The organism is Chitinophaga sp. RAB17 (genome assembly GCF_052114225.1).
GTDB lineage: Bacteria > Bacteroidota > Bacteroidia > Chitinophagales > Chitinophagaceae > Chitinophaga.
On sequence record NZ_JBFREI010000004.1, the window covers coordinates 247,393 to 271,086 of the forward strand.

Annotated in this window: 19 protein-coding genes; 15 read left to right on the forward strand and 4 right to left on the reverse strand. The window is 46.8% G+C overall.

The features are described from left to right. Positions 1-81 precede the first annotated feature (81 nt). The 7 genes from AB4Z08_RS16365 (at position 82) to AB4Z08_RS16395 (ending at position 7,676) form a co-directional block, all read left to right on the forward strand. Positions 82-798 carry a DUF2071 domain-containing protein gene (locus AB4Z08_RS16365; RefSeq protein WP_441574834.1) on the forward strand — a complete coding sequence of 239 codons (717 nt, stop codon included), beginning with the start codon at positions 82-84 and terminating at the stop codon, positions 796-798. Between the two features lie 113 nt (positions 799-911). After that, positions 912-1,286: a hypothetical protein gene (locus tag AB4Z08_RS16370; RefSeq protein ID WP_441574835.1), complete on the forward strand. Its 375-nt coding sequence runs from the start codon at positions 912-914 to the stop codon at positions 1,284-1,286. Positions 1,287-1,414: 128 nt separating this feature from the next. Further along, on the forward strand, positions 1,415-2,230 hold the full coding sequence (locus AB4Z08_RS16375; RefSeq protein WP_441574836.1) for an MbnP family protein: 816 nt from the start codon (positions 1,415-1,417) through the stop codon (positions 2,228-2,230). Between the two features lie 5 nt (positions 2,231-2,235). After that, entirely contained in the window at positions 2,236-3,273 is a 1,038-nt protein-coding gene (locus tag AB4Z08_RS16380; protein ID WP_441574837.1) for a cytochrome-c peroxidase, read from the forward strand. Between the two features lie 10 nt (positions 3,274-3,283). Beyond that, positions 3,284-4,210: a transporter gene (locus AB4Z08_RS16385; RefSeq protein WP_441574838.1), complete on the forward strand. Its 927-nt coding sequence runs from the start codon at positions 3,284-3,286 to the stop codon at positions 4,208-4,210. A 2-nt stretch (positions 4,211-4,212) separates the two neighbouring features. Continuing rightward, the gene (locus AB4Z08_RS16390) at positions 4,213-5,058 is read left to right on the forward strand and encodes a helix-turn-helix domain-containing protein (RefSeq protein ID WP_441574839.1); all 846 of its coding nucleotides are present in this window, start codon (positions 4,213-4,215) and stop codon (positions 5,056-5,058) included. Positions 5,059-5,141: 83 nt separating this feature from the next. After that, the gene (locus AB4Z08_RS16395; protein ID WP_441574840.1) at positions 5,142-7,676 is read left to right on the forward strand and encodes a phosphocholine-specific phospholipase C; all 2,535 of its coding nucleotides are present in this window, start codon (positions 5,142-5,144) and stop codon (positions 7,674-7,676) included. A gap of 70 nt (positions 7,677-7,746) precedes the next feature. Here AB4Z08_RS16395 and pafA read toward each other — a convergent pair whose 3' ends face one another. Further along, positions 7,747-9,387 carry an alkaline phosphatase PafA gene (pafA, locus tag AB4Z08_RS16400; protein WP_441574841.1) on the reverse strand — a complete coding sequence of 547 codons (1,641 nt, stop codon included), beginning with the start codon at positions 9,385-9,387 and terminating at the stop codon, positions 7,747-7,749. A gap of 412 nt (positions 9,388-9,799) precedes the next feature. Here pafA and AB4Z08_RS16405 point away from each other — a divergent pair, with 412 nt between their 5' ends. From AB4Z08_RS16405 to AB4Z08_RS16420, 4 genes are all read left to right on the forward strand, one after another. Then, positions 9,800-11,023: a WG repeat-containing protein gene (locus AB4Z08_RS16405; RefSeq protein WP_441574842.1), complete on the forward strand. Its 1,224-nt coding sequence runs from the start codon at positions 9,800-9,802 to the stop codon at positions 11,021-11,023. Beyond that, positions 11,020-13,326, forward strand: a complete 2,307-nt coding sequence (locus AB4Z08_RS16410) for a WG repeat-containing protein (protein ID WP_441574843.1) — start codon at positions 11,020-11,022, stop codon at positions 13,324-13,326. Before AB4Z08_RS16405 ends, AB4Z08_RS16410 begins: the two co-directional genes overlap by 4 nt. Positions 13,327-13,339: 13 nt before the next feature. Then, positions 13,340-15,637 (forward strand): WG repeat-containing protein, encoded by a 2,298-nt coding sequence (locus AB4Z08_RS16415; RefSeq protein ID WP_441574844.1) that lies wholly within the window; start codon positions 13,340-13,342, stop codon positions 15,635-15,637. Positions 15,638-15,831: 194 nt separating this feature from the next. Then, a complete protein-coding gene (locus tag AB4Z08_RS16420; RefSeq protein ID WP_441574845.1) occupies positions 15,832-17,982 on the forward strand; it encodes an ATP-binding protein in 2,151 nt (716 codons plus the stop codon). Positions 17,983-18,075: 93 nt separating this feature from the next. On the opposite strand, the gene AB4Z08_RS16425 is transcribed toward AB4Z08_RS16420, so the two are convergent. Then, positions 18,076-19,677, reverse strand: a complete 1,602-nt coding sequence (locus AB4Z08_RS16425) for an ABC-F family ATP-binding cassette domain-containing protein (protein ID WP_441574846.1) — start codon at positions 19,675-19,677, stop codon at positions 18,076-18,078. Between the two features lie 306 nt (positions 19,678-19,983). Between AB4Z08_RS16425 and AB4Z08_RS16430 the strand changes: the two genes are divergently transcribed. Genes AB4Z08_RS16430 through AB4Z08_RS16440 form a run of 3 tightly spaced genes read left to right on the forward strand, consistent with a single transcriptional unit; the run spans position 19,984 to position 21,368 of the window. After that, a complete protein-coding gene (locus tag AB4Z08_RS16430) occupies positions 19,984-20,505 on the forward strand; it encodes an RNA polymerase sigma factor (RefSeq protein WP_441574847.1) in 522 nt (173 codons plus the stop codon). Next, positions 20,486-20,743, forward strand: coding sequence for a hypothetical protein (locus tag AB4Z08_RS16435; protein ID WP_441574848.1), 258 nt, complete (start codon positions 20,486-20,488; stop codon positions 20,741-20,743). The genes AB4Z08_RS16430 and AB4Z08_RS16435 overlap by 20 nt, the downstream gene beginning before the upstream one ends. A 1-nt stretch (position 20,744) precedes the next feature. After that, positions 20,745-21,368 carry a ClpP family protease gene (locus AB4Z08_RS16440; RefSeq protein WP_441574849.1) on the forward strand — a complete coding sequence of 208 codons (624 nt, stop codon included), beginning with the start codon at positions 20,745-20,747 and terminating at the stop codon, positions 21,366-21,368. On the opposite strand, the gene AB4Z08_RS16445 is transcribed toward AB4Z08_RS16440, so the two are convergent. Then, entirely contained in the window at positions 21,365-21,778 is a 414-nt protein-coding gene (locus tag AB4Z08_RS16445; RefSeq protein ID WP_441574850.1) for a hypothetical protein, read from the reverse strand. The two genes, AB4Z08_RS16440 and AB4Z08_RS16445, sit on opposite strands and share 4 nt — an antisense overlap. 127 nt (positions 21,779-21,905) lie before the next feature. On the opposite strand from AB4Z08_RS16445, the gene AB4Z08_RS16450 reads away from it, so the two are divergent. After that, entirely contained in the window at positions 21,906-22,277 is a 372-nt protein-coding gene (locus tag AB4Z08_RS16450; protein WP_441574851.1) for a VOC family protein, read from the forward strand. Here the strand turns inward: AB4Z08_RS16450 and AB4Z08_RS16455 are convergent, their stop codons facing one another. Continuing rightward, positions 22,278-23,666 carry an efflux transporter outer membrane subunit gene (locus tag AB4Z08_RS16455; protein WP_441574852.1) on the reverse strand — a complete coding sequence of 463 codons (1,389 nt, stop codon included), beginning with the start codon at positions 23,664-23,666 and terminating at the stop codon, positions 22,278-22,280. It lies immediately after the preceding gene. Between the last annotated feature and the right edge of the window lie 28 nt (positions 23,667-23,694).

Sequence of the window (23,694 nt, forward strand, 5' to 3'; positions counted from 1 at the left end):
GCAGTGCGTCAACTGATCAGGACACATATTTAATCTACAGGCAGTATGATAATGCTGTATCTTACAGTACATCCTTGCCTTATGATCCAGTTACCTGTTATACATGGCTATATAGACCGACGCATTCTCGTGAATTTTACGGTGGAACCGGCAGCGGTACAGCAAATACTGCCTGCTCCATTCCGGCCTAAAATATATAAGGGCAAAGCCATTGCCGGCATTTGCCTGATAAGATTGAAACATATTAAACCCAAAGGGTGGCCGGACTTTATGGGCCTGTCGTCCGAAAATGGCGCGCACCGCATTGCGGTGGAATGGGACGAAGACGGCGTCACAAAAGAAGGCGTATACATTCCCCGCCGCGATACCTCATCCAGGTGGAATGTTTTTGCCGGCGGCCGGTTTTTCCCCGGGAAACATCATCACGCCCTGTTTAATGTGAAAGAAGAAAATGGTCATTATCATATCGATTTCACCAGCTCAGATGCTACCCGCATTTCTATTGATGCCAGAACCTCCGGCGAATTTCCCCGTGACTCCATTTTTGAAACACTGGAGAATGCGTCTGACTTCTTTGCAAAAGGAGCTACCGGCTATTCTCCCAACAATAAACAAACACTCGATGGCCTGCGCCTGGATACCTATACATGGGAACTAAGCCCACTGCGTATGATGCAGGTATCTTCCAGCTTCTTTGAAAATACGACCCTGTTTGAAAAAGGAACCGTGCAATTTGATAATGCCCTGCTCATGACCAAAACAGCGCACGAATGGCATACACTGAAAACAAAAGCATGAAAAATTAAATAATAGTCCCGTTTTTCATACAATCATAGCGTTGTTTATACGTACTTTTGCGCATCAATCGATTTTAGTAATAACTTTGTAAAAAGCTAACATCTACTCGTAGCATGCGGAAACTATTTATAACGGTATTTTTAATGCTGATCTGGCTTTGCCAGCTCTCAGGCCGTTATTTCGTGATGCTCGACTTCTATCTCAACCAGGAATATATTGCCGCCAATTTATGTGAGAACCGGGATAAGCCTGCCATGCATTGTAATGGTAAATGTCACCTCAGCAAAAAGTTAAAAGAGGAAGACAAACGTGATCAGGACAATCCTGAGCGTAAGGATCACCGGAGCGAAATATTCTACGCCGCCTGGCTACAGCCAACCACGCTAAAACCAGTGGCCACACCTTCCCCTAAAAACTATCTGCATCCCTATTGCATAGGCACCCCCATTGATCAACCTACCGGCGTATTTCGTCCCCCCATGGCATAGGCATTTCCACTTATTTTAATCATCACTGAATGTACACCGGCTGTACTACAGCCATTTTATTGCCTTTACACCACCTGCTCACATGCAGGCGGGAGGCTTGCTATTGCCTGCCCGGAAAAAAAACGATCATGCAACATTTTAAACACACTATATACAGCGCTATCCTGCTGTTAACCACTTTCTCTGCCTGTAAAAAAGATGATACTGCGCCTGCGGCAGATGACAGCGCCAAAGCGACTTTGTCTGTGCAATTTGATAACATCGCCGGAGATAAAAACCTCCAGCTGAATACCGGTATATATACCAACGCCGCAGGTGAACCTTTTAAAGTATCCCTGCTGCAATATTTCATCAGCAATATACAGGTAAAAAACAGTAACGGTAAGGTCTATACTGTACCGGCAGACAGCAGCTATTTCCTGGTATCTGAGGCCAACGCCGCTTCACAGTTCGTAAAGGTAAAAGTACCTGAAGGCGACTATAGCTCCCTCACTTTTGTATTGGGAGTAGACAGCTTACGCAGTACCATGGATATCAGCAAAAGAACCGGTGTGCTGAATCCTGCCGGTGGCATGGATGGCATGTACTGGGGCTGGAACAGTGGCTATATCTTTTTCAAGATGGAAGGAGAGGCGGCTGCAGCACCACTGGACCCCAGCGGCCAGCATAAATTCCGTTATCATATTGGTGGCTTCGGTGGATATAATGCCGTTACACTCAATAATATCAAAACTATTACGGTAGATCTTTCTGCCGGCGGCATCGCCAAAGTCAGACAGGGCCGCGAAGCCAATATCCACCTGATGGTAGACATCCTGAAAATGTTTAACGGTACTAAAAATATCAGTATCGCTGCCAATCCTACCGTGATGTTCAGCGACTTCAGCACCAACATCGCCAATAACTATGTGCAGATGTTTCATCACGATCATACGGAAAACTAAGCGGTATGAGTAAGTTACAATGGATGATACTCACAGGCATGGTCATCTTTCTTTTTGCCTGTAGTAAAAGTGAACAGCTCATCGCCTTCATTGGATTCCGGCAGCCCGCCGGGTTTCCGGCTGCGGTGTATAAATTCGAAAATAACCCCGTTACCAAAGAAGGCTTTGAGCTGGGCAGAAAATTGTTTTATGAATCCAGGCTTTCCCGCAACAATACCATTTCCTGCGGCTTCTGTCATTTGCAAACGTCCGCCTTTACGCATCACGGACATGATGTGAGTCATGGCATAGATGACCGGCTTGGTAGCCGCAATTCCCCGCCCATTATGAACCTGGCCTGGAATACCAGCTTCATGTGGGATGGAGGCGTATTTGATATGGACCTGCAACCCATTGTGCCCATTACCAATCCGGTGGAAATGGATGAAACCATGGACAACGTGCTACAGAAGCTACGCAATACACCTCCTTACCCGGCGCTGTTTCAGAAAGCTTTTGGCAGCACAGACATTACCACGGCGCGCATGATGAAAGCATTGTCGCAGTTCATGGTGATGCTGGTCAGCGATCAATCGAAATATGACAGCGTACAACGGCAGCAGGGCGTACATTTCACGGTGCCGGAGCAACAGGGATATGCCCTGTACCAGCAACATTGCAGTAACTGCCACCGGGAACCTTTATTTACGGACCAGTCGTTTCGCAACAATGGTCTGGGGATAGGACCCAACAACGATGAAGGCCGCTATGCTATTACACTTAACCCGGCCGACAAGTATACATTCAAAGTACCGAGTCTGCGTAACCTGGCTTATACAGCGCCTTATATGCACGATGGCCGCTTTTATACTTTGTCTGCCGTATTGCGCCATTACACATCGGAAGTACAGGACATGCCTACGCTTGATCCGTTGCTGAAGCAAAATGGGCATACCGGCTTTTCGTTCACCGCAGCAGAACAGGAACAACTCCTGGCTTTTCTGCAAACGCTGAACGACCCTTCATTTATTAACGATAGAAGATTCTCTGAGGAAGCACAATAATTGACGACCCATGAAAAAAATAATGATACTCCTGGTATGCCTGCTCACCGGCTTTTACGAAAGCCGGGCTTGTGATATCTGTGGCTGTGGTGTAGGCAGTTATTACATCGGCCTCCTGCCGGATTTTAAAAAACGATTTGTTGGGCTACGATACCAGTATAAAACTATGCGTTCCCACCTGGGACCGGGTGGGACTACTTCCTACCTGACTACGGATGAAACTTACCAGACCGCAGAATTGTGGGGAGGCTGGAACATGGGCCGCCGTTTCCGGGTGCTGGCTTTTGTACCGCTAAATATCAACAGCCGTGAAAACCAGGGCAACACGATGCGCAAATCCGGTTTGGGCGATATCGCCGCTGTAGGCTATTATCAGCTGTTGGATAAACAACATACCACTGGCAACAACAAATTACTGGTACAATCACTCTGGATAGGAGGAGGTGTAAAACTGCCTACTGGCAGGTATGAGGCGGCCGAGCGGAAAGAAAATGAAGATGCACCTAATAACTTTCAGCTGGGCACGGCCAGTCTCGACTTCACCTTAAACGCCGCCTACGATGTACGCTTAATGGATGTGGGCATCAACACCAACGTAAGCTACAAGATCAACAGCAGCAATAAATACGACTACCGCTACGGCAATAAGTTTACCGCCAATATACTCGCCTATTATAAAATCAGGCTGGCCCCAAAGGTAAGTGTGGCGCCTAATGCAGGCGTTTTATACGAAACCGCCGATAAGGACCGCGAGGCCGCAAAGTTTAAGGTAGATATCTCCGGCGGCTATTCCTTACTGGCCACCACCGGTGTAGAAGCCACTTTTGGCAACGTGGCGGCAGGAGTAAACTTTCAACCGGTTATTTCCCAGCAAATGGCGGATCTGCGCGTGAAAGCGGGCAACAGGGCCATGGTACACGTCACTTATTTGTTCTGAGTATGAAATGGGATGAAATTGCCCTCGTCACGATGGGCAGCAATAATTTTTTCTGGACAGGAAGTCTGGCGGAAATGACGAAACAATACGCTTTGCAGGAACAGCCTCACCGGCTGTCCTGCTACCTGTTGCTATGCACCGATGCCACAGGAGGTACCGTTATGATAGACGACAAAAGCGTGCTTATAGAACAACCGGGTATCATCTGCATCAAGCCCAATAGTGTATGCAGTATGGACTTACAGCAGGGTCAGGTGATTTTTTTTACGGAAGATTTTTTCTCCCTGCGTTATAACAGCAACGTACTGTACCAGTTTTCTTTCCTGGCAAAACAATCCGGTAATTATGTACCGTTGGAAGAAACGCTTTTCCAGAAATGGCAGCTGTTATCAGGGCTGATGCTGCAGGAGTTTCATAGCCAACACAAATGCAGCGACCGGATACTACGTTCTTATCTTAATATCCTCCTTTGTAGCCTGGATCAGTCTTTCAGCGGAAGCAGCCACCCGGAAAGAACCAGCAACAGGGATGAAAAAATAAGACGGTTTGAAACACTGCTGGAAGAACATTACAGTGGCCATAAAACGCCTTCTTTCTACGCTACACAATTACATATCACCACCAACTACCTGAATAAATTATGTAAGGAGTTCCGACATATTTCCAGTGGGGAACTTATACGCAAAAGAGTCACGATTGAAGCACAGCGGCTGCTGTACCACACGGGTTTGTCTGTAGGCGAAATTGCAGATCAGCTGGGGTTTGAAAGCGCCTCCTATTTTGCTACTTTTTTTAAGAAGCATACGGGGATGTCGCCGGAAAGTTTCAGAAAACAAGATAACAGATAATTAATGAGCAGGGCCATTGTAATCCTTGAGAATGTTTTTTATTTTGTTTAGCCGAACAATGTAAAAAACTACTCAAATATACTATGGACTCACGGAGAGAATTCCTTAAAAAATCATTACTGTTATCCGGAGCAGCGGGCTTGTCTACCATGATGCCAGCCTCCATACAAAAAGCACTGGCAATAGATCCTGCAGCAGGCAGTACTTTCCTGGATGCGGAACATATTGTAATTCTCATGCAGGAAAACCGCTCCTTTGATCACTGCTTTGGAACATTGCAGGGAGTACGTGGATTTAATGACCCTAGAGCAGTATGGTTGCCGGATGAAAAACCGGTATGGTTTCAAACCAATGAACACGGCGATACCTATGCACCGTTTCGCCTGAATATAAAAGATACCAAAGCCACCTGGATGGGGGATCTGCCTCATTCACGTCCCAGCCAGGTAGATGCATATAACAAAGGCCGCTACGATAAATGGCTGATAGCAAAACGCCCCGGCAACAAAGAATACGCGGCCATGCCTTTAACACTGGGCTATTATACCCGGGAAGACCTGCCCTTTAACTACGCCATGGCAGATGCTTTCACCGTTTGTGACCAGAATTTTTGTTCGGCCATGACCAGCACCACACCTAACCGCTCTTTTTTCTGGACCGGAAAAATAGTGGATGAGGTAGACGGGATACCGAAAGCACACATTCGTAATGATGACTATAGCTACGCAAAATTACCCTGGAAAACATTCCCTGAACTGCTGGAAGAAAACAGCATCTCCTGGAAATTTTATCAGAATGAAATCAGCTGTGGCGGAGGATTTAAAGGCGAAGAAAGAGCCTGGCTGGCCAACTTCGGCTGTAACCTGCTGGAGTTTTTTGCTGCCTATAACGTAAAGTTCTCTGATCGTTATATCAACAGTTTAATGAAACAAGTGGAAACACTCCCGGATGAAATCAATAAACTGCAGGAAGCCAGTCCTTCCTCTGAAGATGCGGCAGCAAAAATCCGTACCGACATCTCCAAAAAACAAGCAGTACTGGATAACGCTACCCAGGAACTGCTGAAATGGAACAAGAAGAGCTATGAGCAATTGACGCCACAGCAGAAAGCCCTGTATCAACGCGCCTTTGTAATAAACAGTAATGACCCTTCCTACCGAAGCGTTACCAAAGTAGCGTACAAAGACGGACAAACAGCACGTGAAATCACCGTGCCGGCAGGAGATGTGTTACATCAGTTCAGAAAAGATGTGAATGAAGGCGGATTGCCTTATGTATCCTGGCTCGCGGGCCCGCAGAACTTTTCTGATCATCCCAGTGCCCCCTGGTATGGCGCCTGGTACGTATCGGAAATCCTCGACATCCTCACACAGCGTCCGGAAGTATGGAAGAAAACCATCTTCATTGTTACCTATGATGAAAACGATGGTTATTTCGACCACGTAGTGCCTTTCTCCATTTGTGATAATAATATTCCCGGCACCGGTAAATGCTCAGCGGGGATTGATACGGAAATAGAACAGGTAAGACTGGCACATGAACTGAAACAGGGGGTGAGTGAAAAGCAGGCGAGGGAAGCCCCGGTGGGACTGGGTTTCAGGGTACCTATGCTCATTGCTTCTCCCTGGAGCAGAGGTGGAAAAGCTTGTTCGCAACTGTTTGAACATACCTCTACTTTACAGTTCCTCGAAACATTTTTTAATAGGAAGCTGAATAAAAAGCTGCATTTCGAAAATATCAGTCAGTGGAGACGTACTATCAGCGGGGATCTGACGGCGGCTTTTAGCCCTTTTAATACCACTACACCCGCCAGACAAATTTTCCTGAACCAGCAACGTGTAGTGGAAAATATCAACAACGCGCGTTTTAAAGAAGTGCCTACAGGTTTCCGCAAAATGACAACTGAAGACGTTGCAGCCTTTAAGAACCATAAACGACCTGTATCGTTACAGCAGGAAAAAGGCACACGTCCTTCCTGTGCTTTAACGTATGAATTATTGGCGGATGCGCAATGGCAACCCGAACAGCAGCAACTCACGCTGAAAATGCAGGCGGCTAAAGATCTCTTTGCGGACCGTGCTTCCGGCGCACCTTTCACCGTTTACACCAACCTTCCTTACCAGGATGAAAAAGACGGTAGCACTGCCGCCGGCAGAAGCTGGGCATTTGCCGTGGCTGCCGGCGATACACTCCGGTACGAATGGCCGGTGAAATCCTTTGTAGATGGACGTTATCACCTGCACCTGCATGGACCCAACGGTTTTTACAGGGAATTCAAAGGAAGTGCCCAACATCCTCAGCTCGATATACAACTCGGCTATGAAAGTGCCGGCAAATTAAAAAAGAAAGCTACCGGCAACCTGGCATTTCGTGTAACCAATACCGGTAGTACCGCCCGCGATTTCACCATCACAGATAATGCTTATAATGGAAAGATGATTCAACGGAAAGTAGCGGCTGGCGAAAACCTGGAAGTGATATTGTCTTTGCAGAAAAGCCAGGGCTGGTACGATTTCACGGTGCAGGCAACCGGCTTTGATACGTTTAGTCAACGTTATGCAGGCAGGGTAGAAACAGGAGCAGAAGGAATTACAGACCCTTTTATGGGGAGAGCATAAAGCTGAAAGCATAAAGCAAAAAGCTATTGTCGCGATTCATCATTCGCTACAATAGCTTTTTGCTTTATGCTTACTGCAATATTTCTTTCACCGGAACGCCCACACATCCACTCGGCATCTGTATATGCAGCATGGCCGCCAGGGTAGCAGCAATATCTGTCATATGCGTGGTTTCATTGCTGGTACCATGTTTTATATGCCAGCCCATAAATACCAGTGGAATATGGATATCGAACGGATTCCAGTTACCATGGGTAGTTCCTTTTAATGAGCCTTCAAACCATCCCGGCTCAGGAATAACGATCACGGAACCGGTACGTTTACGGTTGTAACCATTGATGGCCATCGTTTTGATAGGCTCTGGCAATGGGTTAGCACCAATGTTGTCCATATCTGCCGCGAACTGTATACCTGGTTGCGCCTCGAAGTATTCAACAGATGCTTTCTTTACTGCATCGTAATCCAGTTTTGCAGCAGCAATCTTCGCTTTATCATAGCTCACATGATAGTTCATGAAAGAAGTGACCAGTTTGCTAACACCAAAACGCTTTGCCAGTGTGCTGTCCAGACCTGCAATCAATTTACGTCCTTCTACCAGACCTGCAGGCAGATGATGTTCCTGCATAAATTTAACGGCATGTGCAGCACCGTGATCGGCTGTCAGGAATACGAGGTAATTACCTTTACCTACTTTTTGATCCAGGTAGGTGAAGAAAGAAGAAAGATCTTTATCCAGGCGCAGATAAGTGTCTTCTACTTCAATGGAGTTAGGGCCATACTTGTGTCCTACGTAATCAGTAGAAGCACAGTTGATGGTGAGGAAGTCAGTAGCGGTGCCATTGCCCAGGTCGTAACCATCTACGGCCGCTTTTGCAAAATCCAGTGTCAGCGTATTGCCGGAAGGGGTAGATCGCAGATTACCCGGATCTTTCTTGTACACGTCTTTCAGCTGATGCGGAAATACAGGTGCTTTTTCACCCGGGAAAGTCCCTTCCCAGGCTACATTATCTTCCGTGCTTTGAGTGTAGGTGCCAATAGGGTATAATGTTTCCCAGGGCTTGGACATCAACTGTTGCGGCTCTTTGCGGTCGTTGAAGTTTTTTACCCAGGAAGGCAGTTCATTCATGTAATAGGTGCTGGTAATAAAGCTGCCGTTGCTGTCATCCAGCCAGAAAGCGCCATTAGGGGTATGTCCTGCAGGCAGAATAGATGCACGGTCTTTCAACGATACGCCTACTACTTTGGAACGAAAGTTAGTGGCCAGTCTTAGTTCATCTGTAATGGTGGATGCCAGCAGATTGCGTGGAGACATTTTACCTGCGGAACTGGTGCTGCCTACAGGTTGTACGGTGGTATCTTCTGTGCAATACCATTTTCTGCCGGTTACCTGGTCTGGCCAGTCGTTGCCGGTGATGCCGTGAATAGCGGGTACACTGCCGGTATATATAGTGCTGTGTCCAACAGCGGTAAAGGACGGAAGGTGACTGATAAATGTGTTCTCACATGAAAATCCCTCGCCCAGCATACGTTTGAAACCACCTGCTTCGTAACGGTCATAATAACGGTATAAATAATCCCAGCGCATCTGGTCTACTACTATACCCACAATCAACCTGGGTTTTTCATTGGTTTGGGCAACTGCCGTTATTCCCTGAAGCGCTGTGAATGCGCCGAGAATAGCGGTAGCCATTGATTTTGTCAATCCATTCATAATGCAGATTTTTTCATTTTTTGGTTCACACCCCAAAATGGGAATCGGCAAACGTAGTGAAAAAAATAATAAATGCCCACCACTTTTACAGGAACGAGTGTTAAGCAGTGTTAACGCAGTTGCTCATATATCCTTACATAATCTATGATAAACGGCTGTGGTAATATCCTGTCGTCAATAGGTCCCGACCATGTGCCACCTATTGCCAGGTATTTATCCCACCTTATGCTATATTTTTATAAACTAAGCAACAGCAAGGGTTTGGGGCGTGTTGTAGTATATTTGTAGATATGCCTGTATATATGATGTAGGTATTTAAATTTGGAGATTACCAGGGAAGAGCGGCATCTTTGTACGCAGAAATACGGGGTTGAAATTTACCCTGGCTATTGTATAAACAGATCATATCCTGATGAAGCAATTGATATTGATGTTGCCATTTTTGTTCCCGCCCTTTGTTACCCTGGCGCAGGAACCACCACAAGCCTTCGAAACAACCGGCCGTAAACTTTCCTACATCGCTAATTTTTCAGAAGGCCGGGCAGTAGTAAAGATGTACGGTACCAACGGCTACGGCTATATCGATACCACCGGGAACCTGGTGATGAAACCACAGTTTGAAGAAGCCGAAGGTTTCCACAACGGCCTGGCGCCAGTAGGTAAAACCATTGCCGGACACCTGTTATACGGCTTTGTAGGTCCTGCCGGACAAATCCTGATTCCATACCAGTTTGAAGAAGTAAAGGAATTTTCCGACAACAGGGCAGCTGTCAAAAAGAAAGGCAGCTGGCAGTATATCGACAAAGCCGGTAAAACCATCCTGGGGCCCGCTTTTGTAGAAACAGATACGCTCTTTGATGAAATGCATAGGAATACTTACAAGGAGCTGGTATCCCGGCCCCGGCAATTTTCCGATGGCCGGTTGCTGGTACGGAAAAATAAATGGTATGGTTATGTAGATACCAGTGGTCACTGGGTGATTCCTCCGACCTATACAGCGGCGCATGTTTTTTCTGATGGGGTAGCACTGGTGGCTACACATGCCCCCTCTGGCGATACGATGAAAGGCAAAGATGAACTATCCGGCTTGTATAACAGCCTGCCGGAAGGACCTCCTGAGCTCAGCTGGCTGGTAATAGACAGCAGCGGTAAAGTATTGTTTAAGGCGGATGCCGAAAGGGTAGAAGATTTTTCCAACGGCCTGGCCCTCTTCTATAAAAATGATGCCTGGGGCTTTATGAATAAAAACGGCCTCCCCGTATTTATGCCACAATTTGCTGAAGCACCTTATGCCTTTGCCAGCGGATTATCCATGGTGCAGGTGAATGGAAAAGCGGAGCGTAATAAAGACGGACAACTTTTTATCCTCGACACGGGCGGTAACATCATCAGCAAAGTACCACTCTGTGATACCGCCGGTAACTGTATCTACGATTCTCAGCTGGCTTTTTCAGAAGGACTCATTGCGGTGAAAGTAGCCGGCGACACCAGGTCCGGCTGGGGCTTTATGGATGCCACCGGCAAAATGGTGATTGCACCGCAATTCAATGAAGTAACCCCCTTCAGCGAAGGCCGCGCCATTGCGGTTACCAGCGAGGGCAAATTAATAGTAATTAAAAAGCCGGAACAAAAATGAAAACGATATATCTACTCACCACCGCCTGCTTACTTTCCTGCTTCACTGCACTGGCGCAGCAACCCATTATCGCGGATTATCTTGGTAAGTTTGAAGGAGAGCTGGCGCCCGTAAAGATCCGCCAGCAAAAACAAATGCTGCATTATTCCGGCGCGGTGCTGATCGACAAACTGGAAAACATAGGGTACTATAACACCATCATCGGGATAAAGCATAATGCCTATGGCGCTATCAATGATGCCGGTAAAATTATCGCCCCGTTTAAATATGATGAAGTTACACTCGAGGACGAAGAAGATAAAGTGCTCCCGGAGAAAAACTATTGTTTCGTCATTATCCGGCTCAATGGGAAATATGGCGCCGTAGATACACTGGGCAATGTTATCTGTGCCCCCATTTATAATGAAGTAGGTACGCTGACACCTCATTTGGTGAAAATTAAAAAAGAAGGTTTGTGGGGATGGTCAGATATAAAAACAGGCAAGGTATTGCAATCTCCCAAATACCAGGAGGTAGATAAAAGCTACGTACTGGAAAATGCCGTGCAAATAAACCAGGCCGGTAAAGTAGGACTGGCGGCGGAAGACGGCAGCATCATTGTAGCACCTGAATATACTTCTTTTGATTACCTGGGCTATGAGGGCACTACATTTTTTGGTTATACCACCCGTGGCAAAAGCGGGATCATGGATAAAACAGGGAAACCAATCACAAAGGCGATATACGATAAATGCGATCGCGGTCCATCTCGGGAACTCTTTGCAGTGACCGTAAACGGGAAAACAGGCTTTGTGAATGCCGCTGGAGTAAACGTGCAGCCCTTACAGTATACCAAAACAGAAGCTGCGGTGAATGCAATGAAAGTGTGGATGGGCAATAAATGTGGCGTGATCAATGAAGCCGGTAAAGAAATTATTCCAGTACAATATGATGAAATTAAAGCAGTGAATGCCAAAGGCGAAGATATTTACGGCAGCGCGGTAGCGGATGGTTATGGAAAAGCCATCAGCGGCCCCGCTTATTTTATGGTCACCAAAGGCAGGAAGGTTAGTTTGTTTGATAAGGACGGAAAACAGTTGTTGCCTTTCGAATATGAACGCATCGCCATCAGTCTTTACCACGATATTCCTTACCTGGAAGTAGTCAAAGATAACCGTAGCGGCCTGCTCACCTTGCAGGGGAAAACGATCTTCCCTCCGGCATACGATGCTATTCGTTTGGGATATATGGATAGCTATTTTTACCAGGATGATGCTGCCGGCGCGGACAAAGGAATTTATCTGCCTGTCATAAAAGGTAACAGTTTCGGCTTGTTTAATACCAGTACCGGCAAGGAGTTGCTGCCGCCTGTATACAATTGGATCCAATGGCAGAACCCCGAAATCCTGTACCTGAAAAATGGCGACACCACTTCACTGGCTACCAAAACCGGCAAAATTATCAGGGGAGGTAAACAGTACGGATTTTATACGGCGGTAGATACTAACCGCATTGTAGAAACAACTTATGCGGATGATGGCAGCACCGTTTGCATACTCACAGATATTGCCGGCAATAAAATATATGCCAATCCGCGTTGGGAATTTAAGGAAGACCGGTTTTCCAGGTCGCTGATGCCCGACAGTCTGAAGAACGGTCATGCACAATACAACAATGGGCTGCTCAAATTATGGGGTGAGCCACGCGAAAACGTTTTTGTAGACAGCCAGGGAAAAGAAGTGGTATTCAATGGCTACAGCTTTGTGGGTGACTTCTGGAACGGGCTGGCGCTTGCCGGCAAGAATCTTTCACCGGAACATATCGTCTACGGCATCATTAATCGTCAGCAACAGGTGATCCTGCCCATTGAAATGGATGATATCACTGCCTTTGAAGACAACCTGCTGATGGTCCGGAAAGGAGAACTGAAAGGACTCGTTAAAAAAGACGGGAGCTCTGTATTGCCCATCAAATACCAGCGTATAGATAAAAGCTACAGCATGCCTTATTACCAGGTATATGAAGGCCAGTTATGCGGCCTGGCAGATACAGGTGGGAAAGTAATTTTGCCGGTAGAATTTGATGAGATCTATTACCAGGAAAGAGCGAAACTATTCAAGGTGACCAAAGCGGGGAAAATCGGTATCGCAGACATGGATGGCAAAATCATCATCCCGGCTATCTATGAAGAGCTGGAAGTAAACCAGGGTGATGACACCATTTTTCCGCTGCTGGTAAAACAAGGTAAGTGGTATTTCTACCTGGATAAAAATGGCAAGCCATTACCTTACCGTTCAGAAAAGAAAAAAAGTTATGAAGATTAAAATGCCCCGGAATATGAACATACGTTTGTTACTGGCCGCTGGTTTGCTGCTGTCCACACAGGCAGTTACTGCGCAGAAAGGATCCGTTTTTGTACATGGTTTTGCCCGCATCGAAGAAAATGGCAAAAGCTGGTTTATCAATACAAAAGGTGAAAAAGCCTTTGACCAGGCCATTGCCACGTATCATCCGATAGATAGTAATGCAGATAAGAACAGTAACCACCAGTTGATCAACGATAAAGAAACCATGATGCTGGTGAGCAATAATGGCAAAATGGGGGTTGTCGATGATCAGGGAAACTGGCTGCTGCAGCCGGTATACGATACTGTCGACCTGAGATGGAAATCCTACCTGGAACTGCATCAGGGCGATAAAATGGCTTATGCGGATACGCACGGCAAACTACTGCTGCCCATGCAATTCCAGGAGGCAGGCATCCTGGACGATGATCATTTTGATGTAAAAGTCAATGGTAAATGGGGCATATTCAGTGTGCGGCAAAATAAACTGGTAATACCAGCCATATACGAAGGCTTCGATTTTTGTAGTGGCTGCGGCAGGAAAGGGGATTATGTTTTTGCTCAGCAAAATGGGCTATGGGGCGTGGTTACCTTCAACAACGAAATACTGGTTCCTTTTGAATACGAACATGAACATTACTTTATGCGCAGCGACAACTGGGTACTTTGTTTTAAAAAGAAAGGACAGGAAGTGGTGCTCAACATGGGAACGAAAAAGGAATATGTATCGCCGGAGTACACCAATATGGAACTGATCGGAAACGGTTTGCTGAAGGCAAAGAAGAATGGCTACTATGGCCTGATCAATGAAGATGGTACTACAGTGGCAGATTTTGTGTATGAAGAAATAAACAGTCCTTATGGAGAAACAGGTGGAGGACCATATTTAGCCATCACCAAAAAAAGAAAAACGGGTATCCTCCGGGAAGATGGCAAAGTGATCATTCCGCCGGCATATGATGGCGATATCACCTGTTTTGCCGATTGTTTTATTGTACCTGTTAACGGGAATTATAATTTGCTGGACACCACCGGCAAGAAGTTATTGCCCAAAGACTATACGGAAATCACGGGTATGAACACCACTTTCGACTTAGAAACAGGACAGCCGTTGTTTAAGCTGAAACAAAAAGCCCTGTATGGTTTCTATAACCCGTTGAACAAAAAAACAGTGGCGCCTGCTTTTTTTGAGATAGATCGTACCGGCAGCGACTCACCATTGGATGGTTTACTGGAGGTCAGTTACCAGGAGAAGAAAGGGTTGTATAACGCTGCGGGAGAACAGCTGTTACCGGCTGCCTACCAGGATTATGCGGCATTAACTTCCGATCTTTTATGGGTGAAACAAAACGGTGGTAGTGGTGTTTACGACATTAAAGGTAAGCGTCTCGTGCTGCCGGCTACCTGGTACAGCGTAGCATTATTGGATGGTGACAGCAGTCTGCTGCTGGTAACAAAATATACGAATGACAATTACAACAAAGGTTTATACGATAGCAAGGGTGCGATGGTGCTGCCTCCGGTATATAGCAGCATTGAGCAGGTGGGAGATGATCAGTACCTGCTGAGCATTGAAAAGGAGGGGAAGCAGCAGTACAGTATGTTCAACAGCAAAACGAAACAGAAAACACCGTTATTGTATGACTATGTAAAAATAGCCCCGCAAAGAGAAAGGTTAATTGTTGCCCATGCAGGTAGGGCCGGCATTATCGATACACACGGGCATATAGTCATTCCCGTTAGTTATGAAAAGGTCACGTATTTAAAAAACAATTGCATACAGTTGGTGAAAAAGGGAGATGCGGGCCAGTCAGTGTTGGGATATGCGGACATTAATGGCAAACTAATAGTGCCACTGACATATGAGGAGGATAGTTACGGCGTTGGAAGTAGTGAAGATACTGCTTACCTGCTGCTCACCAGGAAGGATGCGGAAGATGGTGGCTATAGGCAGGGCCTGGCGTCCACCAGCGGCGTTATTGTAGTGCCACCTGTATACGATAGGGTACTGTCTGAAAGGAGTGGACTGGGATTCCTGGTGCAAAAAGGAAGGAACTTCACCGTGCTGAACAGGGCGGGTCAACCATTGAATCCACAAACTTTTGATGATGTGGTGCCAGGCGAACCGGTGCATTACGGAGGCAACAGTGTGGTGTATAGTTTCCCATTGCTGTGCAGGCAAGGAGAGCAATACCAGTACATGGGAGAAGATGGAAAATTACTGCCCCTGAAAATAACGGAGGTAATTACATTTTCACCAGCCGAAATGTACGGTATTCCTGCATTGTAGCCGGCGGGGCAGGGAAATATAACCACTACTGATTTATTTAACCAGGGATTCGTTATTTTTAGTCATAGAATATTGTCATGTGATAGATAATAAATAGACGTTTTCATAGGAGTTGCACAAGAAAAGTACCATCATCCCCTGGTTGTCGTAGAATAAAAGTAGGTAGTTCGTTACCCTGTAATCGCTTTGGCCGTATGCGTAAGTCGATTTTATTGTTCATAGTGTCATTGACACTCATTTTCGTATTGCTGGTAATATTGTTTTTTTCTGGCTACCGGATTCATCGTCAAAGTGCGGTAAAGCTGTTGCAGGCAACGGATACACTGATGATAGACGACCCCTCCATTCATTTAATGGACTCCGCACTTTTTACCCTGAATGATGCAGAAAATAATTTCCGCCTGTATACAGTCCTGTATGAACGAAAATACCTGCAGACCTTTTCATCAGAGCTGGGTAACGTGTTATCAATGGTAGATACCATCAGCCATTCGTTGAGCAGTAGCAACGATCAGCAGTTTAAAGACCTCATTAAGGAAAAAGAAACGGTATCCGGCAACATTGCCGCGCTGAAAAAGGCCACCGACTCTATGTTAACCGGCTCGCTCAAAAACGATATGATCGATAAGCTGCTCAGCAGCATCCCCGCATACAATGTAAAGCAGATTAAAAAAGAAAAAGTCACCATCGATACCGTGAATAATGTGCAGGAACCCAAAACAGGGAAGAAGGGGTTCTTTAAAAGATTGGGAAATGCATTTGCCAACAAAAAAGATACGGTAAAAGCACAGGTCAATATCCGGGTGAGAACAAAGGACGGCCGCGTGATAGATAAAGAAACCTATGATGCCATGCAGCTGAAAAAAGTAGTGACAGATGTAAACGGTTACTATAAAGATATTCTAAAGAAGCAACTGACGAACCGGCTAAAGCTGAATGACCAGGAATCTTCGCTGGCAGGCAATAACATCGTCATGATGGAGCAGCTGAAGGAGTTGTTGATATCCCTGCGGGAAAATGCCGCAAAGCAGCACCAACTCGCCAAACAGTCGGCTCAGCGGGTGGTTACCAATAGCATGTTCGACATGAAGAGCATGACGGCGAAAGGCCTGATTGCGCTGCTGCTGTTTACTGCAATTATTATTGCAGGAGCCTGGGTGATGCGGAAAAAGAATCGGCAACTCAAACTGGCTAAACAGGTGGCAGAGGAACAAACAAGGGTACGCACGGACTTCCTGAATAATATGAGTCATGAAATGCGCACGCCGCTGACCTCAGTAGCCGGCTTTACGGAGCAACTGGAATATACTCCGTTGAGTCCCGCGCAAAAAGGCATGTTATCTTCTATATCATCCGCTACCAATATGCTGATACAGGTGGTGAATGATGTACTGGATTTTTCCAAACTGGAGAACGATTATATTTCCTTCACGCCACAGCCCTTTGTACTCTACCAGGTATATAACGAAGTGGTAGATATGATGCGGGTACAGGCCGTAAAGAAGCACCTGGAATTCCACGTAAGTTTTGAAGGAGATAAAAACGGACAGGTGAATGGCGATGTTTTTCGCCTGAAACAAATCCTGATCAATCTCCTCAGCAATGCCGTTAAATACACCGATAAAGGCAGCATTACTGTAACGGCTACACTGAGTATTGAAAATGATACGCAGTCGCTATTCAGTTTTACTGTGACAGATACCGGAGAAGGGATCAGTCAGGAGGCCCAGCAACATTTGTTTGAACGCTTCTTCCAGGCAGGTAATGCGCGGAGCAGCACCAAGGGCACCGGGCTGGGACTGGCCATTACCAAACGCCTGATCAATTTACAGGGTGGGGAAATTTTAGTGAAGAGTGAATTGCATAAAGGCTCCAGGTTTATTTGCCAGATCCCTTATGAAAGAATATCTGTGCCGCTGATGATCACCAAAAGCCCTAAAGACATCCAGGAGCTGACGGGAGCTTTTATGGAAGGGCGTTACGTACTCATTGCCGACGACCAGGAGATGAACCTGCTGTTGCTGAAGCTTATACTGACCCGATGGAAATGCCGTTTTGATATGGCCACAGATGGCAACAGTGCCATGGAGCTGTTTAACCAGTATAACTATGACCTCGTATTGCTTGACCTGCACATGCCAGGTATGAGCGGGATAGAAGTGATGGAGCAAATCCGCAAGGATAAAGACCCTGTAAAAGCAGGCGTAGTATCACTGGCATTGACCGCCAATATTACTGCAGATGATGAAGCCGCCTTCAGAGCCGCAGGCTTTAATGGCTGGCTGATGAAACCTTTCAGGGAAAAAGAAATTTACCAGGAGATTATGAAATATCTGCTGGTGTAGCGTAAAGCCGAAAGCAAAAAGCTATTGAAGCGAATGATGGAAGCGAATGTAAATAATATCATCATTCGCTTCAATAGCTTTTTGCTTTCGGCTTTACGCTTTCTTCAATTCCAGTTCACCGGTAATTCCAGCTTCTGTTATAAAAGTTTTATCGTGAGATATCAATAGCAACGTTCCTTTATACTCCGAAAAAATCTGCGTCAATATTTTGATATTAGGCAGATCCAGGTTATTAGTGGGTTCGTCCAGCATAATCATATCCGGTGCTTTATTTTGCAGGGTCATACTGCAGAGTGCCAGTCGCAGCATTTCACCACCGCTCAGTACCGCACAGGATTTGTCCCAGGTATCGGGGCCAAAGAGAAAATTCACCAGCACCGTTTTAACCATAGAAATCTCCAGACCGGTTTCATTAAATATCACAGCCTGTTCGAGAATAGTTTTGCTGCGGTCAATGAGACTGTAATCCTGATCGAGCAGCAGGCTGCGGGTGTTGGCCACATAGCGCTCACCGGTGGCCGGTGCAAGGTTACCCAGCAGTAATTGTAGCAGTGTGGATTTACCACTGCCATTAGGCCCCGTGATGGCGAGGCGGTCGCCGCTGCGGAGGGTAAACGATAATGGTTTTTCCCAGAGCATGCTGCCAGGTGTCCAGCTATAGTTCATGTCTGTAGCCTGCGCCAGTATTTTACCACGGTGTAGTGCAGACTGTTCGAAGTATCCTTTCATGATACGCTGTAACTGTGCCATCGCTGCTACTTCCTGTAATTCTGCCGCCAGGTCGCTCACTTTTTCGGTATGTACCTGTTCTAATTTTGCAGTAGATACTTCAGCAGCGTTTCTTCTGCCGTTGATCAGAATTTTCGGGATGCCTCCTGTTTTAGCCTTTTTCCGTGCCTGTGCATCCGCATGTTGCTTGCGTTCTATGGCTATCTGCCGTTGCTTCTTCGCTTCCTTCCAGGTTTTTTCCTGGTTGGCAATACGTTGTTGCAGGGCATTTGTTTCCACTTCTTTCTGGGCGGCATAAAAATCATAGTTGCCGCCATAAGCTTTGATGCCATCGGCCTGTAATTCCCAGATGGGCTGGCATAAACGCAGCAGCTCCCGGTCGTGGCTAACGATCAGCAACGTGCAGCTGGTAGCGGCTACCCATGCATAGAGTTGTTCCCGGGCTGCATAGTCGAGGTGGTTGGTAGGTTCATCCAGCAATACCACCGGTGGATCAAAAATGTCGATGCAGGAAAGAAACAGCCTCGTCTTTTCACCGCCACTGAGGGCAGCTAAAGGCTGATCAGGTGTCACCTGCGGAATCCCCCATTTTTCCACTGCCGCCTGGTAACGGGCAGGGATATCCCAGTCGTCACCTATGATGTCAAACCAATGTTGACTGGCATCGCCGGCGGTAATAGCATCGAGGGCACGGAGCTTCTCTGCAATACCACATGCTTCTGCAACAGTAAGGTGATTAAAGTGCCCGAAATGCTGCGGTACATAGTACAAGGTGTCACTGGCGCTTACCGTGCCGGAAAAGGGCCTTTCCTGGCCGGCAATGATCTTTAATAAAGTAGATTTACCGGCACCATTATGACCGGCAATCGCCGCTTTGTCTCCTTTGTTAAGCGTAAAATGAATATCCTGGAATAGCATTGCTCCGGAAGGAAGCTGATAACTGATATGTTGTGCGCTGATTAGCATATAAAGTCGTTTGGAAATGAAGGTTTCCGGACGTCGTCCGTTGGCAGGGGCGGGAAATGATGGTCATCATTTTCATGTCAGTAAAATTTAGGTGAAACAAATCAGCATATGCGGCAGCATATCTGTTGACGTTAAATAAATATATTGATAGGTGGATTAAAACACGCCGGACGGCATGTTTACAGGATCAGCCTGTTTTGTGTATGTGGATTATAATTTCATGATGGGGCAAAGGTAAAAAAAAATTCTTAAATTCTGGGTGATATTTGGTTGGTTACAGACACTAGTATATAAAACCAGGCTCCTATGCGTCATCATGAAGATCAGTGGTTGGAAGAAATATACCGTAATACCCTGCCACGGGTAGCAAGCATCGTTTATCAGATGGGGGGCAACCTGGAGATGGCCAAAGATATTTTCCAGGATGCCGTGATCATCTATCTTGAAAAACAAAAAAAGGATACACTGCCCGCCAACGTATCGCCGGCAGCCTATATTGCTGGCATTGCCAGGATCTGCTGTATCCGGAAAATGAAACAAACAGGGAGGTATACATCTCTCGATCATATAAATACCGATATAGCAGTGCCGGCAGATTATTATGCGCCACCGCCGGTAGCCAAACCATTACTGGACTACTTAAAAGCCGCTGGTAAACGTTGTCTGCAACTACTGCAGGCCTTTTATTATGAGCAACATTCCATAGAAGAAATAGCCACAGATTTTAATTTCAAAACCGGCCACTCCGCCAGCGTACAGAAATATAAGTGCCTTGAAAAAGTAAGGGAACAGATTAAACAATCAGACTATGCGGAAACCGTTAGTTGAGATACAGGAAATAGACCAATACCTGCAGCGGGACATGAGCGCATCATCCCGGCTTGTATTTCAGGCACGTATGCTGGTAGATTCCATCCTGCGCGATAAAGTACGCCATCAGCGTAAAGCCCTGCAGCTGCTGGTGTGGCTGGCCCGGGAGGAAAAACGCGCACAACTGGATACCGTTTTTCAACGACTCATGCAGGACGAACTATTCAACAAATCCATCACTTCAATTTTTAAATAACATGGCATTTTTAATTCCTACGGTGATCGACGGCGACAGCCGCGGCGCCTTTGATATATACAGCCTGCTGCTGAAAGAAAGAATCGTTTTTCTCGGCACAGCGATCGATGACCAGGTGGCTAACCTCATGGTGGCGCAACTCCTGTATCTCGACAGTGAAAATCACCGCCCTATCAATATGTACATCAACAGCCCCGGTGGTGTGATTTATGCCGGCCTGGCAATTTATGATACCATGAAAATGCTGAAGTCGCCGGTGTCTACGATGGCGGTTGGTTTTACCGGCAGCATGGGCACCATCATCCTCACGGCGGGGGCCACGGGGCAACGGTATGCATTACCGAATGCTACCATCCACATGCACCCATCCAGCGGTGGAGCCAAAGGGTATACGGAAGATGTACGCATCGCTTTCCGCGAACAACAAAGACTACAGGACAAAACGTTCCAGGTGATCGCCAAACACGCCGGTCGCAGCGTGGAAGAAGTGGCGGCTGCTTTCAATAATGATTACTTCATGACGGCAGAAGAAGCGAAAGCATTCGGACTGGTAGACGAAGTACTCAATACTACGGAAGTATTACCCGCACTACCATTCCGCCAGGAGTTGCTGATCGGATCCTAAAAAACAGCATCCTTATCCCATACCGCCATCGTCACAAAACGCCAGGTAAGATTTTCTTCCTGGTACCATACCGTGATATTTTTTTCTCCATTATACCAGGTCACTTCTTTGATCTGCACACGCTTGTGCAGATAGTCGCGGCGCTTATAAAAGTTCAGTAGTTCAATCCTGAATTCAGATAAGGAATCAGACATATAAAACTCCGTGGCTTCATCCGATGGCCCGGCGATGGCAATGGCTTCTTCCAGTGTTTTATTTTTCAATAAAGCCGGTGCCACGGTATCGGGTGGCTGCGCCTGTCCGGCAACAGCGGTATCCATAACAGGCTGTCCGGTATCGGGACTGGCCGGAGCCGTGTGGCAGGCAATGCTCATAATGGTGGCACAGGTGATAACAATAGCAATGCGCATAGCAAGTGGATGGTTTGTATAAAACTATTCTTTCGCAATTTACTATTATCTTGCCGGTGCAATGTAGTAACAACCCCATTTTTTAGTAAATTCAGTGACTACTTCAGCACTAAAGCACCGTATTGTTATGAGATTAAGAGTCGCCAGGCATACCACTTCACTGGATCAGATCATTAGTTTTTATCAGGATGTATTAGGCTTCCGGCAATTGGGATCTTTTCAGGATCACAGTCAGTATGATGGAGTGTTCCTGGGCCTGCCCGGAGAAAACTGGCACCTGGAGTTCACCGTTTCCAAAGATGCACCGCAGCATCAGCCAGACGAAGATGACCTGCTGGTATTATACCCCGGGACAAAAGAAGTCTTTACCAAAATGCTGCAAAAGGCCCGCAGAGCGGGAACGCCGGAAGTAAAAGCAAAAAATCCATACTGGAATGAACACGGTATTACGCTGTTGGATCCGGATGGTTTCCGGCTGGTGCTGGTGATGGTGAAATAATTATTTCCATCCGCCCCCCAAAGCCCGGTATAGGAAAACGATGGCCTGCAGCTGTTGCAGGTGATCGTTTATTTTATTCAGTTGAGCCGACAACAGGCTTTGCTGTGCATTCAGCACCTCTGTATAATTCGCAAATCCGTATCGTACCAGTTCCTGTGTATAATCTACCGACAGCTGCAGGTTTTGCAATTGCAGCCGCCGTGAGTTGGCTTTTTCCTGCGCCGTTTGATAAGAAAATAAGGCATTGGATACTTCCTGACCTGCCGTCAGCACGGCGGTGCGGAAGCCCAGCGCAGCCTGTTGCTGTTGTTCCTGTGCTACCTTTAACCTGGTTCTGTTGATACCCTGGTTGAAGAGTGGTTGCGCCAATCCTGCTGTCAGGTTACTCAGCCAGGAACCCGGGCCGGTAAGCGAAAAATAGCTGGTAAAACCACCGGACGCAGATATGGTGAGGGCAGGGTAGAAGTAGGTGCGGGCTACATTCGTTAATTCAAAATAATATCGCAGGTTATATTCTGCTGCCTGTACATCCGGCCGGTTAGCCAGCAGTTGCGCAGGCACACCCGTTTTCAGTAACATAATTGGCTGCTGATTGTCGATGCTGCTGCGGACAACAGGTCCTCCAACACGCCCCAGCAGCAGGTTCAGCGTGTTTTCTGTTTCCCGGATCGATTGCTTCAGATCAGGAATCGTTACTTCTGCTGCGTATCTGCTGGCCTCACTTTGCACTACCGCCGCCCCGGTAACAACATCCGCCTTTTTCAATTCTTTCATCACCTCCACGGTGGCCTGCCAGTTGACCACGGTTTGCTGGGTTATCTTCAGCTGCTGATCCAGTGCCATCAGGTTATAATAGTTATTGGCAATGTTGGCTATCAGCGCCGTTTGCACCGCCTGTGCATTTGCGGTGGCCTGTAACAGGGAGGCCAGTGCTGCCCTTCGGCTGCTGCGAAGCTTTCCCCATATATCGGCTTCCCAGGCGGCGGTGAGTTCTACCCCGTATTGTTGTGGCATAACTGTTCTACCGGTATTCTTTTGATTGGACGCGCCGTTAAAAGCCGCACTGGCATCTGCATTCACCGCAGGATACAGCGCCTGCCTGCTTTGTGAATAGCTCGCCGCCGCCTGCCGCATACGCGACCACGCCACCTGCAGATCCAGGTTATTACCAATACCTGTTGTGATGAGTTGTTGCAATAACGTATCTGTAAAGATATCTTTCCAGTGAAGGGTAGCAATGGTGTTGGTATCGGTAGTCGTTGCATCGCGGTAAAGATTTTTATCCGCGATGCCTGGCGACTGGTACGGCCGTACAATATGACAGGCCGATAGCATGACCGCCAGGCCGCCAATAAAAAAAACAATATTTAATGAAACACGAAAATGCATGTGCTGATATTTTTGATATACCTGTCTG